Source organism: Paenibacillus sp. NRS-1760 (assembly GCF_050467785.1).
Classification (GTDB): Bacteria; Bacillota; Bacilli; order Paenibacillales; family Paenibacillaceae; genus Pristimantibacillus.
On record NZ_JBITPK010000007.1, the window covers coordinates 18,219 to 34,098 of the forward strand.

10 protein-coding genes are annotated in these 15,880 nt (G+C 45.3%); 2 read left to right on the forward strand and 8 right to left on the reverse strand.

The genetic code is table 11. The features are described from left to right. From ACIFSR_RS04170 to ACIFSR_RS04205, 8 genes are all read right to left on the reverse strand, one after another. On the reverse strand, window positions 1-963 hold the full coding sequence (locus tag ACIFSR_RS04170; RefSeq protein WP_339206819.1) for a carbohydrate ABC transporter permease: 963 nt from the start codon (window positions 961-963) through the stop codon (window positions 1-3). Window positions 964-1,003: 40 nt separating this feature from the next. Then, window positions 1,004-3,823, reverse strand: a complete 2,820-nt coding sequence (locus ACIFSR_RS04175) for an extracellular solute-binding protein (protein ID WP_430055168.1) — start codon at window positions 3,821-3,823, stop codon at window positions 1,004-1,006. A 177-nt stretch (window positions 3,824-4,000) separates the two neighbouring features. Continuing rightward, entirely contained in the window at window positions 4,001-5,506 is a 1,506-nt protein-coding gene (locus ACIFSR_RS04180; protein WP_339206816.1) for an ABC transporter substrate-binding protein, read from the reverse strand. 91 nt (window positions 5,507-5,597) lie between these two features. Next, window positions 5,598-6,863, reverse strand: coding sequence for a glycoside hydrolase family 125 protein (locus tag ACIFSR_RS04185; RefSeq protein ID WP_339209501.1), 1,266 nt, complete (start codon window positions 6,861-6,863; stop codon window positions 5,598-5,600). A 245-nt stretch (window positions 6,864-7,108) separates the two neighbouring features. Continuing rightward, window positions 7,109-8,770, reverse strand: a complete 1,662-nt coding sequence (locus ACIFSR_RS04190) for an alpha-amylase family glycosyl hydrolase (protein ID WP_430055172.1) — start codon at window positions 8,768-8,770, stop codon at window positions 7,109-7,111. Between the two features lie 4 nt (window positions 8,771-8,774). After that, window positions 8,775-9,614: a sugar ABC transporter permease gene (locus ACIFSR_RS04195; RefSeq protein WP_430056166.1), complete on the reverse strand. Its 840-nt coding sequence runs from the start codon at window positions 9,612-9,614 to the stop codon at window positions 8,775-8,777. 2 nt (window positions 9,615-9,616) lie between these two features. Further along, window positions 9,617-10,930 carry a carbohydrate ABC transporter permease gene (locus ACIFSR_RS04200; RefSeq protein ID WP_076268830.1) on the reverse strand — a complete coding sequence of 438 codons (1,314 nt, stop codon included), beginning with the start codon at window positions 10,928-10,930 and terminating at the stop codon, window positions 9,617-9,619. 126 nt (window positions 10,931-11,056) lie between these two features. Next, the gene (locus ACIFSR_RS04205) at window positions 11,057-12,367 is read right to left on the reverse strand and encodes a sugar ABC transporter substrate-binding protein (protein ID WP_339206814.1); all 1,311 of its coding nucleotides are present in this window, start codon (window positions 12,365-12,367) and stop codon (window positions 11,057-11,059) included. 496 nt (window positions 12,368-12,863) lie between these two features. On the opposite strand from ACIFSR_RS04205, the gene ACIFSR_RS04210 reads away from it, so the two are divergent. Both ACIFSR_RS04210 and ACIFSR_RS04215 read left to right on the forward strand, forming a co-directional pair. Next, a complete protein-coding gene (locus ACIFSR_RS04210) occupies window positions 12,864-13,892 on the forward strand; it encodes a LacI family DNA-binding transcriptional regulator (protein WP_076268828.1) in 1,029 nt (342 codons plus the stop codon). Window positions 13,893-13,896: 4 nt separating this feature from the next. Beyond that, on the forward strand, window positions 13,897-15,840 hold the full coding sequence (locus tag ACIFSR_RS04215; protein WP_430055175.1) for a glycoside hydrolase family 15 protein: 1,944 nt from the start codon (window positions 13,897-13,899) through the stop codon (window positions 15,838-15,840). The last annotated feature ends 40 nt before the right edge of the window (window positions 15,841-15,880 follow it).

Below are 15,880 nucleotides of genomic sequence, written 5' to 3' on the forward strand. Positions count from 1 at the left end.
TCATTCACCTACCTTTGCCAGAAGCATTTGCACAATCTTATTCGCTCCGATCATGATGATAAATAGAATGGTAGCTATAGCAGATGCATAGCCCATTTCATAACGAATGGCGCCGTAATCCTCCAAGTGGTTAACGATGGTATGCGCTGCATAGCTGTTGCTCGGCATGCCGCACAATGCGGTAACAATCGCGCCGGTGCCGAATGCGCCGGTAATGCTCATTACCGCTCCGAACATGAGCTGCGGCTTCATCGAAGGCAGCGTGACATACCAAAGCTCCTGCCACCGATTTTTAACTCCATCCATTGCCGCTGCTTCATAAAGCGTGCGATCGATCCCCTGCAATCCCGCGATAAAGGAGAGGAAGCTTGTTCCAACGCTGGTCCATAAGGCAACGATGACGACGAGAGTCATCATATATTTTGGATTCTCAAACCATAGAATAGGCGAAGAAATGACATTATAACGAAGCAAAATAGCATTGGCATAACCATAAGCGTCCTTGTTGAAGAAAATGCCCCAAACCAAATAAATGTTTCCCGAAATGGATGGCGCGTAAAAAATTAAAGTTAAAATCGTTCTCAGCGACTTCGGCAGCTCGTTAATAAGCCAAGCGAACACTAGACACATGATGTAACCGATTGGCCCTACCATCACAGCAAGCAGGAACGTATTTCCGATTGCTTTAATGAAAATATCATCGCCTAGAAACAGTCTTATATAATTGTCCATGCCCACGAAGATAGGCGCTTCGAGCAAGTTAAACGAGAAAAAACCTAAAATCAATGAAATAATGACGGGCAGAGCGGTAAAAGCAAAAAACAAGATCATGTAGGGAGCAGCAAAGAGGTAGGACACTTTATTTTTTTTAATCGACTTCCAGCCCTGCTCCAATTTTCGCAAGATCGGATTGCCCTGCCTCTTAGGGTCAACAGCTCCTGATATCACCAAATCTCTACTCATGAATGGGGTCCTCCTGAATCAGTAAAATCGCAAGGCAGCATCATTCCAACTTGAACTCCCGCCTTTTTCGCGTTATTTCAGCATTAACTTCTTTCACATAGTCCAGAAGAGATTCAGGATCTCCGTTGTTATACGCCGTTGCGGCAGCGAATCCAATACTTCGGGTCACATAGTAGCCGCCCGGCACCTCCGGCGTACCTGTTGCGAATGACCACTGCGTCATCAAATGGTCATACTCTGTTTTTGTCCAAGGCATATTAACAAGGGCCTCCATATTGGCGGTCGCTTGTTTGGCTGCCTTGCCGAGAATCGCTTCCATTTCCATTCCGAATCTGGACTGCGTCTCTGCACTCGTCCACCACTCCATAAAGCGCCATGCGTCATCTTTTTTCTTAACGCCCTTAAGCATCATGATCGCTGTCCCTGTCGACGGCGTCGCCCGGTTCAATTGTCCATCCTCCATCACCGTTCCAGGAAGCGGAGCAAATTCCCACAGTCCTTTAATTTCAGGAGCAAACGCGATTAATTGGTTGTATGTCGTATAATCCGCGATGCCTATCGGCATTTCCCCAGTTCGGAAGCGGTTGCTGAAATCATAATCCCTCGGAAACTTATAGGTCGTGAACAGCTCCGTCTGCTTCTGGAACGCGTCGATCGTCAGATCGTCTTCCAGCGTTGAGCGGCTGCGCTCCTTGTTGTAAAGCTCCCCATTTTTCTGATACAAAAAGATTTGCAAGCCGGTAATATCCGCCGGAAAACCAATTTGCATATTTTGTTTCTGAATTTCCGGTATTAGCTTGTAAAACTCATCCCATGTCTCTGGAGCCTTCAGCCCCATATCATGCAAAATATCTTTCCGATAAAACATCATGGGAAACGATTGTGTTTCCGGCAAAGCGTATACTTTTCCGTCTAATTCGAAGGGCACTAATGCACTAGGATGGAATCTAGAGACAATAGCATCATAGTTCGGCATGTCTTTGATGTTCTCCACCGCATGTCTTAACGCGTATTGAATAGGGTCGGCAGCTAGATTTCCCATCGCCACATCCGGACCCGTACCTGCAAGCACTGATGGCAAAAGCGTACCTTCCGTTACCAGCTTGAGCTTTACGTTTATGCCCGATTCCGGCGTGAACGTATCATTGATCATTTCCCTAATAATCTGTGATTGATCGCGTCCAGACGTCAGCCATACTTCGAGCGGCTCTCCTTTGGTTTCACCTTCGGTATTCAAGGCATTGTAATCCACAAAAAAAGACATCGAAAAAGACTTTGCTTCAAACATCATTTTTTTGAAAAAGGATGCATCCGCTTTTGGCAGCTTCTTGGACAACGGCATCACGCTAAAATAATCGACCGTTAAAGGCTGCTCGCCTACCGTCAAGATCCACGTACCAAGCGCGCCTACATTTTCTTTAAAAGGGGTAAAGGTCTTCGCAATATTGGCTTCCGGATTTTTAACCATCTGCTCGAGCTGAAAGGCGACTTTATCAAGCAGCACCATGTTTTCGCCTTTTTGACCGACCAGCGCCTCCATATCAGCCGATACTTCTCTAAGTATTGCGGCATGCTCCTTCATGGCGGCTATGGCATCCGGTATTAATTTCTCAAAGCCGTAATCACGATACAAATCCGGCTCAGCGCCGGTTATCATCAGAATTTGCCGATAAACGGCATTCAGTTGAAATAAACTGTCATCAACCCTGTTCAGCACATTAGCCAAATCTCCGAGCGTGACCTCCATCGTCAGTTCATGCTCGCCCGGTTCTAGGTAAAAAGAAAACGCCTGATCATCGTCCCCCAACGTTTTCACTTGCCAGTTGTTCCCGTATTTAAATTTCACAGCTTTCGCTTCTTTAAACGGGGCGGCTCCATCCAGCAAAATTTTGCGATTGACATACATCCCAGCTAATTTGTTTTGCTTGAATCTCGTTGCAATCTTGTACAGGCCCGCTTCCTCTACCGTGAATCGGTAGCTGATCCATTGACCCGGCATTTTCCATTTATCGCCGCCTATGCTGTTCAAGCGAAGCTTTGATGGGTCCTGCGGCTCGGTTATAGCTGATGAGCGATCGGACACCGGATATAGCGTATTATCAGATTTCTCAAAGCTGTTTTCCGCTTGAACCTTAATTGTCTCGGCGTCCGCTTCCTTATAGCCTTTTGCTTCATAACCCGCTTTCACTTCATCATAGGTCGGAAGCTCCTCAGCTTTATAAATACGAACGGTATTTAAAACCACTGATTCCCTCACCGATTCGAATCCAATGGTATGCTTACCTTTTTCCAAATAAAATAGTAATGGATCATTATAATAGCCAAGCAAATCATGCAACAGCACCGTTCTCCATCTAGGCGCTTCCGTCTGTTTCGGCCTAATGTCATTTCCTTTTTTGTCTTGCGCAATCTCGCTTTTGTCCTTCCAAACCCGTGATAAATTTATGTATTTCGCTTCGTTATAAGGTACTTCACCGTCAATTGATATCATTCTTTCAATAGAATTGCCTTTCCCATCTATCGGGTAATAAAGCAGTTCCACATTGTACATTCCACTCTCAGGAACGTTAAATTCCCATTCAATCTTTCCGGTTTCACCCGTAAGAACAGATTTGCCTTCCTTTCCTTCAAAATGATCGAGGTTTTTCAAATCTCCCTCCGCATTCGTATACGCATCTGCCTTAATCACAATATCCGCATTTCCAGCTTTTTTATCGGCGTGCTGTTCAAGATAGGTGCGGTAGCTTTGCAGCTTGATTAAGTTGTCATCCTTGCTTGCAAATGCCGCATGCGGCCATACAATCACCAACAAACATAAGGCGATTGCTGCAACTGATAATTTCGTTATTTTATTATTCATAAACGTTCAACTCGCACCGTCATATTTGTTTCCTCCATATAGACAGAGATTCATTGCCTTTTCGTGAACGATAGGGAAAGCAGTCTCATTTTTTTTGCAAAAAAAAGAAAAGGGGCTGTTGCGCTAGCAGCAATCGTCATCTGTCTGACAGCCCCTTTATCTATTTGGTGAAAGCTGCTATTCTGCCTTTTTCTCTTCCTCAGGCTTCGGTTCAGGCTCTACGAATTCACCCTTCAGCCTTAAAGCAAGCTCCTCAAGACCAATATTTACAGCATCCTCGATTTCCGCTACCTTGGAGGCAGGCTCCAGGTTCTGATCGTAGAACCCAACATCGGGAATGAGTGCCAAACCACTGTGTACATTGCCTTGCATTTGCTGACCGATGAACGCCATGTCCGACACACCATAATTTTTCAGCTGCAAGAGCGTTTGAAGCGATTCCTCATCACGCAATTGCGTGAGAGCAATTTCATCCATCCAAATTTTCTCTTCGCTTTGCGCTTTCCACGCTAGAGCATCCAAGATAAGTCCTGTTTTATCAAGCTCTTTGTTCGTTACCGGCACTGCGATTGAAGGAGCATCATGGCTTACCCAATCAAGGTAATCGTCTGTGTTGTTGCCCATTGGCAATGGGATAAAGCCAAAGTCACTTTCCATTTCATAAATCGGATCAATAACGCCTCTGCCTCTGGAGTAAGCTAAAAACAGCGATTTCCCTTCAGCAAAAGCTTTCACGTAAGCGTCCATATCCTCGCCTTCGTTTTTCGGGAAGAACGTATCGCCTTTTTTCGCCATCTTCTTAATCATTTCAATCGTCTCGTATGCTTTTGGTGTATTTACTGCATATTTCATTTTTCCATCACTGGCGATATCAATGATTTTATTGCCGGATGCCAGATAAAGCGCTACAGAAATATCCCAGTCATGTCCAGTCGCCAGTCCATAACGGTCATTGCTGTCCATCACGCCATCACCATTTAGATCACGTTTTGCCGCTTGCTCCATCTCGAGCATTTTCTGGAATGTCCATTGTTTGTTTTTTACCAGCTCATAAGGATTTTCAAGACCTAGCTCTTGAATAATGCTTTTGTTGAATGCCAGAACCCATACTTCATCCCCTTGGTTAGCGAATGGAGCTGCTGTCCCATATGTTCTGTTGTCATAAGTGAGCAAGAATGAAGTGTTGTATTCCTTCCAATAATCTTGATCCATCCGAAGGTTAGGAATCGTATTCATGTCCACAATACGCTTGCCGTTGATATGTCTTCCCAGCTCCCAAGTAGGAGCAACGATGATGTCAGCGTATTTGTCGCCCGCCAGTACCGCCGCGCCAAACTCTTCCTCGGAATGTTTTCTCACTTCAATTTTTACGTTGTACGTTTCTTCTACCCACTTGATTCGATCAATAATGGCATTGGCATGATCAGAGCTTCCTTCTTGCGGGAACCATCTATTCGCATTGTTATCCGCAACGATAAATTTATAACCGCCTAAATCTTTTACTGGAGGAGCTCCGTCATCTGGTGTTGCTTCCGGACTTGGCGAGGCTGTGTTTTCTGCCTTGTTCGTTGCTTCAGCCGTCTCCTTGTCTTTGCCTCCGCCGTTATTACTTGTGCAAGCACTCGCAAAGATGGAAATAATGAGGACGCATACGACTAACAAAAACATTCTCTTTTGTTTCATTTTTCTGCCCCTTTCAAATCTTTTATTTGTTATGCAAGTCCTGTCCACAGCGGAGTCAGGCCCGCTCTAACACAAGTGGAGGTCAAACCAATTAAAAGAGATGCTGTTTCTTGTCTTCTACGAGCTTATAAATAAGTTCACCGAGTAAGCTGTTAGCCCATGCAAACCACGGTCTCGTGAATTCATTCGGATTGTCTACGTGAAAACCCTCATGCATAAAGCCAGTACCGCCATCTGAGCTGATTATCGTTCTTAGAAGTTCTTGTATTTCTGCATCGTTGTCTGAAGTTAGCGCTTGCATGACTAGGCTGATATGCCATATGTAATTCGTGGGAGTATGTGGGCTTCCGATTCCTCTAGCTGCTTTTCCTGCGTAATAATAGGGATTCTCTTCACTTAGAATAAACCTTCTCGTATTCTGATAGATCATATCCTCTTTGCTTGTATATCCGAGATAAGGAATCGACAGCAGACTTGGCACATTCGCATCGTCCATCAAGTTGTAATTTCCTAAGCCATCTGTTTCGTAAGCGTATATTTCGCCAAACGTTTCGTGCTTGTATATCCCAAATGCTTTGATGCCGGCATCGATTTCGCCACCTAATTTCTTGGCTGCGAGCGCCAGTGTTTCGTCTTTGTATATGTCTTGGGCGATTTCTTCCACATATCTCAGCACAACAACAGCGAACATATTCGCAGGAATCAAATAATGATATTTGCACGAATCGTCACTTGGCCTAAACCCCGACCACGTCATCCCTGTAAAGGCAACGGGACTCCCTTTTCCATCGTGGCTTAACGTATCCGATTCTGGACAATTAAATCTTTGGAAGCTGTAGCTCGATTGTTCTGCATGCTTCTGCTCGACTGTCCAAAGCCCAATAATTTTGTTAACCGCTTCTTTAAAAGCATCGTCAAACATTGCGGTGCTGTTTGTTGCCTTCCAGTACAAATAAGCGAGCTGTATCGGGTAACATAGGGAATCAATTTCATATTTTCTTTCCCATACCCATGAATTGCCCTCGGTTACATCTTCCGTATGTCCCCTGTTGTCCGGGCCTTTATTGAATGCGTTTGCATAGGGATCAATCTGGATATATTGCATTTGCCTTTTGATAAGTCCCTCTATCATTTTCTGATAGTGGCTATCTGACACAGCCAGAGGAATATAATGCCGAACCTGAGCAGATGAATCACGCAGCCACATGGCTGGTATATCACCCGTAAATACAAAAGTGGTTCCATCCTCAAGCCATTCCGTCGTCGTCTCCAGCGTGTTATAGAAGCAGTTTTTATAAAACTTAACGATTTCAGGCCACTTTTCCAGAGATGAAATCAATGCGTCACTCTTTTTCATATCGGTAATAGACAGATTCATTCGCAAACATTCCTCCTAATGGTGATCCTTCTACAAGTTGGATAAAGCTTTGTGATAAGCGCTTACAAATAGTATATTATAAACAATATGTCAACATGTCAATATACCAACTAGTAATTTCCTTAATTTTTTTACAAAAATTGAATACAAATGGGCTGGAATCGCATTGGAACGCACAAAAAAAAGAGGGAGCAGCACCGGCGGTGCAACTCCCTCTTACCGTATTATTTTAATATGACTGTGGTGTAAGCCGGAATAGTCAGTTTCCCATTATCCAACTTAGCCCCATCATTGCTTGAGCGAATGATCTCCTCGAATGATCCAAACGTTTTGGATGGCTGAAGATCCGTCATCTGATCCTCGCCCGATAGATTGTGCACAACGAGCACCCTCTCGCTAGCAATGACGCGAACATATACACTTAGCTTCTGATTGGCAAGCTCCAGCTTAAACTCGGCTATTCCGCCATTGCGCAAAGCGGGCTCCTCGTTCCGCCACTTGATGAGCTCGCGATAATGGTTTAACAGCGAATTTTTATCTGCTGTCTGCGCCTCAACAGATACCGTCTCGGCATTCCCATTGAATCGCGATTTCTCCCAAGTGGTTTGCCCTTCTCCTCCACTTGCTGCGCTATACCAAGGCATTGGCTCACGAATGTATTCATCCGGCTTAGCCCCCTTCATGCCCAGCTCCTCACCATAATAAAGGTACGGGGTGCCTGGCAAAGTAAGCAGCATTGCAGCAGCCATCTTGGCGTGATTGATATTGCCGTTTAAAACCGTCATGACACGATTCTGATCATGATTGCTCAGGAACGGTGCATCAACAAATGTACCACCAGATGATTTCTCATAAACACCGTATGCACGTCCTAGAGAATAAGCTAAGTCTGCATCCTTCTCCGCATCAGCCGCACTCAGCAGCCGACCAGCTAGATCAAAGTGGAATGCGGAGTTCAGCGCTTGGTCAAAGTAAGGCGCAATAACCGTTAGTGAATCCCAAACCTCTCCGATCAGATAAGCATCTGGCTTCACTTTGTTCATGCCAGCTCGGAACTCTTGCCACCAAGCTTTATTTTTCGCTTGAATCTCAGGCGTGCTGGCCGTAGACGCGAAGTCGCCGTAAATATGCTTTGCCGCATCAAGGCGGAAGCCGTCCAGCCCCTGCTCCAGCCAGTATTGTCCGATCTTAATCAATTCCTCGCGAACCTTCGGCTCGTTAAAGTTCAGATCGGGCATGCCTTCCCAAAACACACCTAAATACTTGAGACTGCCATAGCTATGCCACGGATCACCGCCAACTGCCCCATCTGCTCTAACCTTCTCACCTTGTTTAGCAAATGTGTACCAGCTGCGGTAAGGACTGTTCTCATCCTTTAATGCTTCTTTGAACCAAGGATGTTCCTTGCTCGAATGATTAACGACAAGATCCATAATAACTTTAATATCGCGCTTATGCGCTTCATCCAGCAGCTGCTTCAAATCATCCAGCGTACCGTAATCTGGATTAATGGCATAATAATCAGTCGTATCATAACCATGGTAGCTGGGCGATGCGTTAATCGGCATAAGCCAAATACCGCTTACGCCGAGCTCCTGTAAGTAATCGAGCTTAGCCGTAACACCATTCAGATCGCCGATTCCATCTTCATTCGTATCATAGAAGGAACGGACAAATATTTCATAGTATACGTCGCCAGGCTGCTCATCTACCGTATAAGCTGCAGTGGCAGTTTCCCCGTTCGCATCTTCTTTATCAACTTCAGCAGAAGATGTAACACTTGGCTTATTATCCTTCGCCACTTCCTCTGAAGAGCAAGCGGCGAGCATAATAAAGATTAGCGAGCATAACAGGACTGTCGCATAACGCAAACGGCTGTGGTTCATTCTCTTATCCTTTCGAAGCGCCAGACATCAGTCCTTGTACAAGGAAGCGCTGCAAGAAGACGAATAGGAGAGTGATCGGAATCGCAATCAACACCGCACCCGCAGCAAACAACGTGAAGTTGCTGTTCTGATAATTGCTTACCAGATCCCACATCCCTACAGCAAGTGTCCAGTTGTCTTTGCTTCGAAGTACCAATCTTGCAAAGATAAAGTCTACCCATGAACCGGCAAATGTAGTCAGCGCCACATAGGTTAACATTGGACGCGACAGCGGAAGCATGATTTTTATAAACACCTGCAGATGAGTTGCTCCGTCAATCCGAGCCGCTTCATCCAAGCTCCGAGGAATCGTATCGTAAAAGCCTTTAACGACAAAACCGCCGAGCACTGCACCAGCAGAATATACGATAATGAGCGCCGCATGTGTATCGAGCAGGTTAAGCTGCAATAAGAAGATAAAGATAGCGATCATACTCATGAAGCCAGGAAACATGCCCAGTACAAGCATAATCGTCAGTGTCATCTTACGGCCGCGGAAGCGGAAGCGCGACAACGCGTACATGCTGAGCGTGACCAGAATCGTAGAGAAGATCATCGTCAACGTCGCAATTTTGAGCGTATTCACGTACCAAACACCGTATTGGAAGCTTGGATTCGTAAATAACTCCTTATAATGAACAATCGTGAATGTATCAGGAATAAGACTGTCGCTAAACAGAGCCGTGCCCGGGCGAAGCGAGGATAGCAGCACCCAAAGAGCAGGATAGATAGCGCACACAGCTATAAATATTAGAACGACATAGCTAAGTGTCAGGCGCACAATATTGGCGGTTTTCCGGCCCATTTTCATTGAATCATATCCTCCTCTTTAAATGACCGTGAGCGGCGATAGTTATAAATAGAGAACGACGCTACGATCAAGAAAATGATGATACCGATCGCGGATGCCATATTGAACTGACTGTTGTTCAGCGTTAGCTTATACAACCAGGTTACAAGCAAGTCCGTGCTGCCGGCGTACTGGTAATCACCTTTAACCGGGTCACCGTTCGTGAGCAAGAAAATAACGTTAAAGTTATTCATGTTGCCAGCGAACTGTGTAATCAGAATCGGTGCCGTCGAGAACAAAATAAATGGCATCGTAATAATACGGAATTTCTGTATGCCTGTTGCGCCGTCAACATCGGCAGCTTCGTACAGGTCTTTCGGAATTGCAGTCAATACGCCTAGAATAAGTACCATTGAAACCGGGATACCAATCCACATATTAACGATAATAACCGTTACCTTTGCCCAAAATGGATCTGTCAGCCAAGGCAGCTTGCCCATACCAAAAAACTTTAAGTATTGATTGATCGGACCAAATTGTCCATTAAACAAATTTCTCATGACGAGCAAGGAGATCAATTGCGGAATGGCATAAGGAATAATGAACAATGTCCGCCATAGCTTTTTAAAACGAATGCCTTTTTGCTCAATTAGCAGCGCAACTAACAAACCGCCGAAATACGTCGTTACCGTTGCAATAACAGCCCATACAATCGTCCAAGTAAATACGCCAACGAATGTATGGCTCCACGTTTTCAAAGTCAATAGATTAGCAAACGTTTGGAAGCCTACCCAGTCAACCAGCTTAGCCGGCGGAATATGATCAGGCGATGCGTAGTTGGTGAAAGCAAGCATAATCATGAAGATAATCGGCATGATCGTTAGAAACAATACACCGAGCGCCGGAAGCGTAAGCAGTAAGTGCGGAAAATTACGATCCGTTACATAAGCCCACGTCTTCCGAAAGCTTGCTGGCGCCACTCCTGCGTCTCTTTGCTTGCCGTTCAGATAAGCATCGCGGATATTCATAACATAGATAAAGACAAATAGCAGGAATAAAATTAACGTTATTAATCCACTGATTAGAAGAAAGATCGAATGGTCTCCCTCTACACGAACACTGATTTTACCTATTTTCTCAAGCCCTTGCGTTTTCTCTCCGAGCGTGACAACTCCCCAAATCGCTCTTCCTAGGTTTGGAATAAAATACATGAGCGCCGCTGCTTCAACAGCAAGCATAATTAAGCCTTTTATAAATTGGCGGTTATACAATTGCCCAAGACCCATTACGAGTAACGACAATATAGCCGCGGTGCTGCGATGACGATTCATCCCGCCTGGCTCCCTTCCTCTCATCTAAAAAAAAACAACTTGCCGATTCCAATATGGAAATAACGGCTTATAAAACATCGGTTCACCCGCCGAAGGAATTCGGCGGGTGAAACCGTTGATATGATGTTATTTCGATGCCGCTGCGCCGTTGTTAGCGTCTTTAATTTGTTGCACGGCATTGTCTAAAGCTGCTTTTGCATCTTTGCCAGAGTTCCAAACATCAGCAAATGCTGCTCCGATAGGAGTCCATACATTGCCCATCTCAGGGATGGAAGGCATTGGCGTCGATTGGTTGAATTGCTCCAAGAAACCTTTTACCACTTCATTGCCTTGTACAGTAGGATCTGCTGCTGCTTCTGTGTTCGCAGGAATAGCGCCTGTCAGTTCAAAGTTTTTCAACTGAGCTTCTTTTGTAGATGCATAATAAGAGAATAAACGTGCTGCATTCGGGTATTTCGAGAATGAGTTAACATACCAAGCTTTAATGCCTGAGAAAGAAGAAGCTGGTTGGCCGTTGATGCTAGGCAATGGAGCTACGCCGAAATCGATGCCAGCGTTTCTGTAATCGCCGATTGTCCAAGGACCGTTAATATCCATTGCAAGTGTACCGCCGATGAACAAACCTTTTTTAATATCGTAGTTGATATCGCCAGAGTTAAGCGGCAAGATGCTGTCTTTCAATGAACCGTAGTATTTCAAGCCAGCGATTGCGCCTTCTGTGTTAAGGCCGATATCGTCTTTGTTTTGACCGTTATCGCCGTATACATAACCGCCAGTTGAGATGAACGGATAGCTAAAGTAGAAGTTTCCTACATCCCACATAAGACCGTATTTGTTGTTTTTCGTATCGTTGAACGTTTTCGAGAATGCTACTACCTCATCAAACGTTTTTGGAGCTTCTTTGATTAGTGCTTTGTTATAAAATAGTGCGTATGTTTCTACCGAGCGCGGGTATCCATAAAGCACGCCGTCATAAGATACTGCATTTACTGCAATTTCCGAGTTTGCGCTTCTTGATTGCTCTTCATAGTAGTCATTTGGCAAAACCAATCCAGCTGTTACTGCTTTACCAAGGTTATCATGCGGGAAAAGAACAACGTCAGCGCCAAGACCTGCAGGGCCGTCTGTAACCAGCTTGTTTACTTGATCGCCTGCGCCGATTTCCTCGAATTTAATTTCAATGCCGTATTTTGCAGTGAATTCCTTCGCGATGGCTTCAACGAAAGGACGTTCTTCTTTACTTTCCCATATAAGCAGTGATGCGCCTTCTTCAGGAACGATCTCTTCCGATGCAGTACCTTCGTTAGCAGGTGTATTATTCGTTGGAGCATTTGTTGCATTTCCAGTTTTCTCTGTGTTTTCTGCCTTATTTGTTCCACCACAAGCGGAAACGATAAACAAGGCTGTGATTAATGACATTACAAACCACTTTTTCATGCTAGGTGATCCCCCTCCATAATGTGTTTCATGCCTTTTTTTTGAATTCGCGGCGTTCCAACAATTCCTCAGGTTTCTTTTCTAGTATGCTGCATTCGCACTAACGTTTTATTCATCGTTCTGAAAAGCTCACTTCCATCATAAATTGGTAAGCTCAACAATGCGCAAACGTTTGTACAAATCTTACTAAAAAATAATTTGTGAGCGGTTTTTATGCCGTTTCACAGCTGAAAACATAGTAGAATTGTTTTGAAAGCGTTCTATTCGTGGATTCATCATACAACAAGGTGCACAGTTTGTTAAAACGTTTGCACAGTTCAATATTCCGAATAAATACGGAGTTATCTTCAATTTTCTTCGATATTCTCTTTCTCATTCAGTTTTTCAATATTTGTGAAACGCTTACTTTAGATATATATTTACTTTTAGGCAACAGTTGCATTAGGATGAAGCATATAAAGCAAGCACGTTTGCGCGGGTGGGGGTTCAACTTAATATGGTAACCATTAAAGATATTGCAAAAGCTGCAGGGGTATCTCCTTCCACTGTATCAAGAGTCGTCTCTAATCATCCTAGAATTAGCAAGGCAACCTCTCAGAAGGTCAAACGGTATATGGAAGAAATGGGCTACCATCCTAACGTGATGGCGAAGAGTCTGGTATCAAAAACAACACAAACCTTAGCCATTATGCTGCCTCGACCAGCTGAAGAGCTGTTTCAAGACTTTTTCTTCGGTGAATTGCTTCGCGGAATTCTGACGCAATCGACAAGAGCGGGATACGATATGCTGCTTACCGCAGCGACGTCGCCAAGCGACGAGACGGAAACCGTATCACGTCTTGTATTCGGTAGACGAGTTGACGGCGTTATCTTGTTATCCTCTCGGGTAAATGACCCTTTAATCGACCTATTGGACAAACATAAGTTTCCTACAGTATTAATAGGCCGCACAGAAAATCGGCCTAATATATTATCAGTCGATAATAACAATGAGCAAGCAGCTTATGATGCGACGCAGCATCTCATTGTCCAAGGCCATGAAAGAATCGGTTTTGTTAGCGGTCCGCCATCATTAACCGTTGCACATGACCGGATGGAAGGCTACCGCAGAGCCATGTCCGAAGCCGGTTTGCCTGTTCGATCCGAATGGATCGTTGAAGGCGAGTTTCTTCAGCAAAGCGGCTATCGTGCCATGTCATTTATGATGAGCCTGCCCGAAAGACCTAGCGGCCTTGTTGTCATCGATGATGTGGTCGGATTCGGCGTATTGCGCGGCCTGACAGAGCTTGGGTACAAGGTGCCTGATGATCTTAGCATCGTAAGTTTCAATAACATTGCATTGTCCGAACTTGCAACACCGCCGATCAGCTCGATAGATATCGGAACCTATCAGCTCGGCTATACCGCATCACAAATGTTGATTCGTCTTATCCAAGAAGAAAGCATACACCAAAACAGAATGATTATTCCGCATAGGCTGATCGTTCGCGAATCATCGATTCAAACCGTATCCAAGAGGAGTTGACAGCATGTCAAATAAAAAACCATTTTTAGTGGATGCCATTATCGGCAATTCCAAATTTCTCGCATCGCTTGGCCGCACAGGCAAAATGTATCGCCTGTGGTGGCCGAACATTGATTTGCCGCAGCATGTAGACGCTATCCGCACAGGAATTCAGTGGGCGCAATCCCCTGTTTCCTTGTTTGATGAAGAAACGAACGGCTTCACTCATGAGACGGCATATGTTGCAAAAACAAACATTTTGCAAGTGAATGCTCGTACTGACCAACAGCCCGTTCAAGTGGACAGCTTACATTTTGCTGTTCCCGGCCAAGATATTATCGTTCGTGAATACACGTTCACAAACGTCAGCGATCAAGCTGCTTCCTTCTCGTTTATCGTTCACTCTTCATTTCTCGTAAGCGAGAATAATCTATATAACACAACTATGTTTAATGCCGCTGAAGACTCCTTGGTTCATTTCCGCCATAAGTATTATTTTGCGCTTTCAAGTGCAAACGTATGCACAGGCTATCAATCAGGAATCAACTGGGATAACGTTCAGCATGGTGAGTTAAACGGCAATAACATTGATATGAAGCCAGATGGTGCGTTGAACTGGCGTATCAATGAGCTTGCAGCAGGCGCATCCGTAACGATTCCCGTTTATATAACAGCCGGCCATGATGAAGAAAGCGTACTGCAACAAATGCGTACTGCAAAAAGCAAAACAAGCGCAGAATGGGTCCAAGAAACGACGACCTACTGGCATGAATTTTTGGCTGCCGCTGCCCCTTGTCCGATTGATGACAACGAAATATCAGATCTATATGACCGTTCCCTGCTTATGTTCAAGCTCATGTCCGATGAGCAAACGGGCAGTATTATCGCTGCTCCAGAATTCGATGAAAATTTCACGCGCTGCGGGGGTTATTCCTACTGCTGGGGCCGGGATGCCGCATTCATTACGACTGCGCTTGATAAAGCAGGTCTTGGCGCTCTCTCCGACAGCTTCTATGCATGGACGCTTTCTGCGCAATCACCAGATGGTTCATGGCAGCAGCGGCATTATCATGATGGCAGCTTAGCGCCGTCATGGGGTTTGCAAATTGATGAAGGCTCTTCGATTCTTTGGGGAATGTGGCAGCATTATTTGGAGAAAAAAGACTCTGATTTCGCTAAGCAGGTATGGCCTGCTGTAGAGAAAGGCGCATCCTTCTTGATGAGCTTCCTCGATGCAGAGAGCGGCTTGCCGAAGCCTAGCATCGACCTGTGGGAAGAGCGTGAAGCGTCGCATACGTACTCCTCAGCCGCTGTATACGGCGGTTTGACGGCAGCAGCGAGCTTTGCCGAGCTAGCAGGCAAACCTGAGCTTGCAGCTGAATGGACTGCTGCTGCGGAGCGGATATCAGCAGCGATCAAAGAGTTATGCTGGAACGAGGAAGGCGGCCGATTCTACCGCGGAGTTGACCTAACGGTAAACGCAGGCAAATACGAGCAAGCCTTGGCAGCTGGCTCAACTGGTTATGTGACTGAAAGCAATAAAGGCTACAAGAAGCATGTTCTCGATCATGATGCTGTAATTGATATCAGCCTGCTTGGCATCGCTGTACCGTTTGGAGCGGTAGCGGCAGATGATGAATCCATGCGCCGCACTGCTGATGCAGTTGAAGCTGCATTGACTGTACCGGGCGTCGGCGGAATTAAGCGCTATGAGGACGATATTTATATTGGCGGTAACCCATGGATTCTCACTACACTATGGCTTGCTCACTATCGCATTCAAACCGGCAGCATTGATGAAGCGAAGCAATTGCTGAAGTGGGCGATGGACCATCGTACGGAGACCGGCCTCCTGCCAGAGCAAGTAGACAAAAACACCGGCGAAACCGCTTGGGTTGTCCCGCTTACTTGGTCGCATGCCATGTTTATATTGACGATTTTCATGCTTGCGGAAGCGGAAGCAAAGTAAAACAAAGTAAAACAAAGTAAAACCTGCTCTATCCGATTTT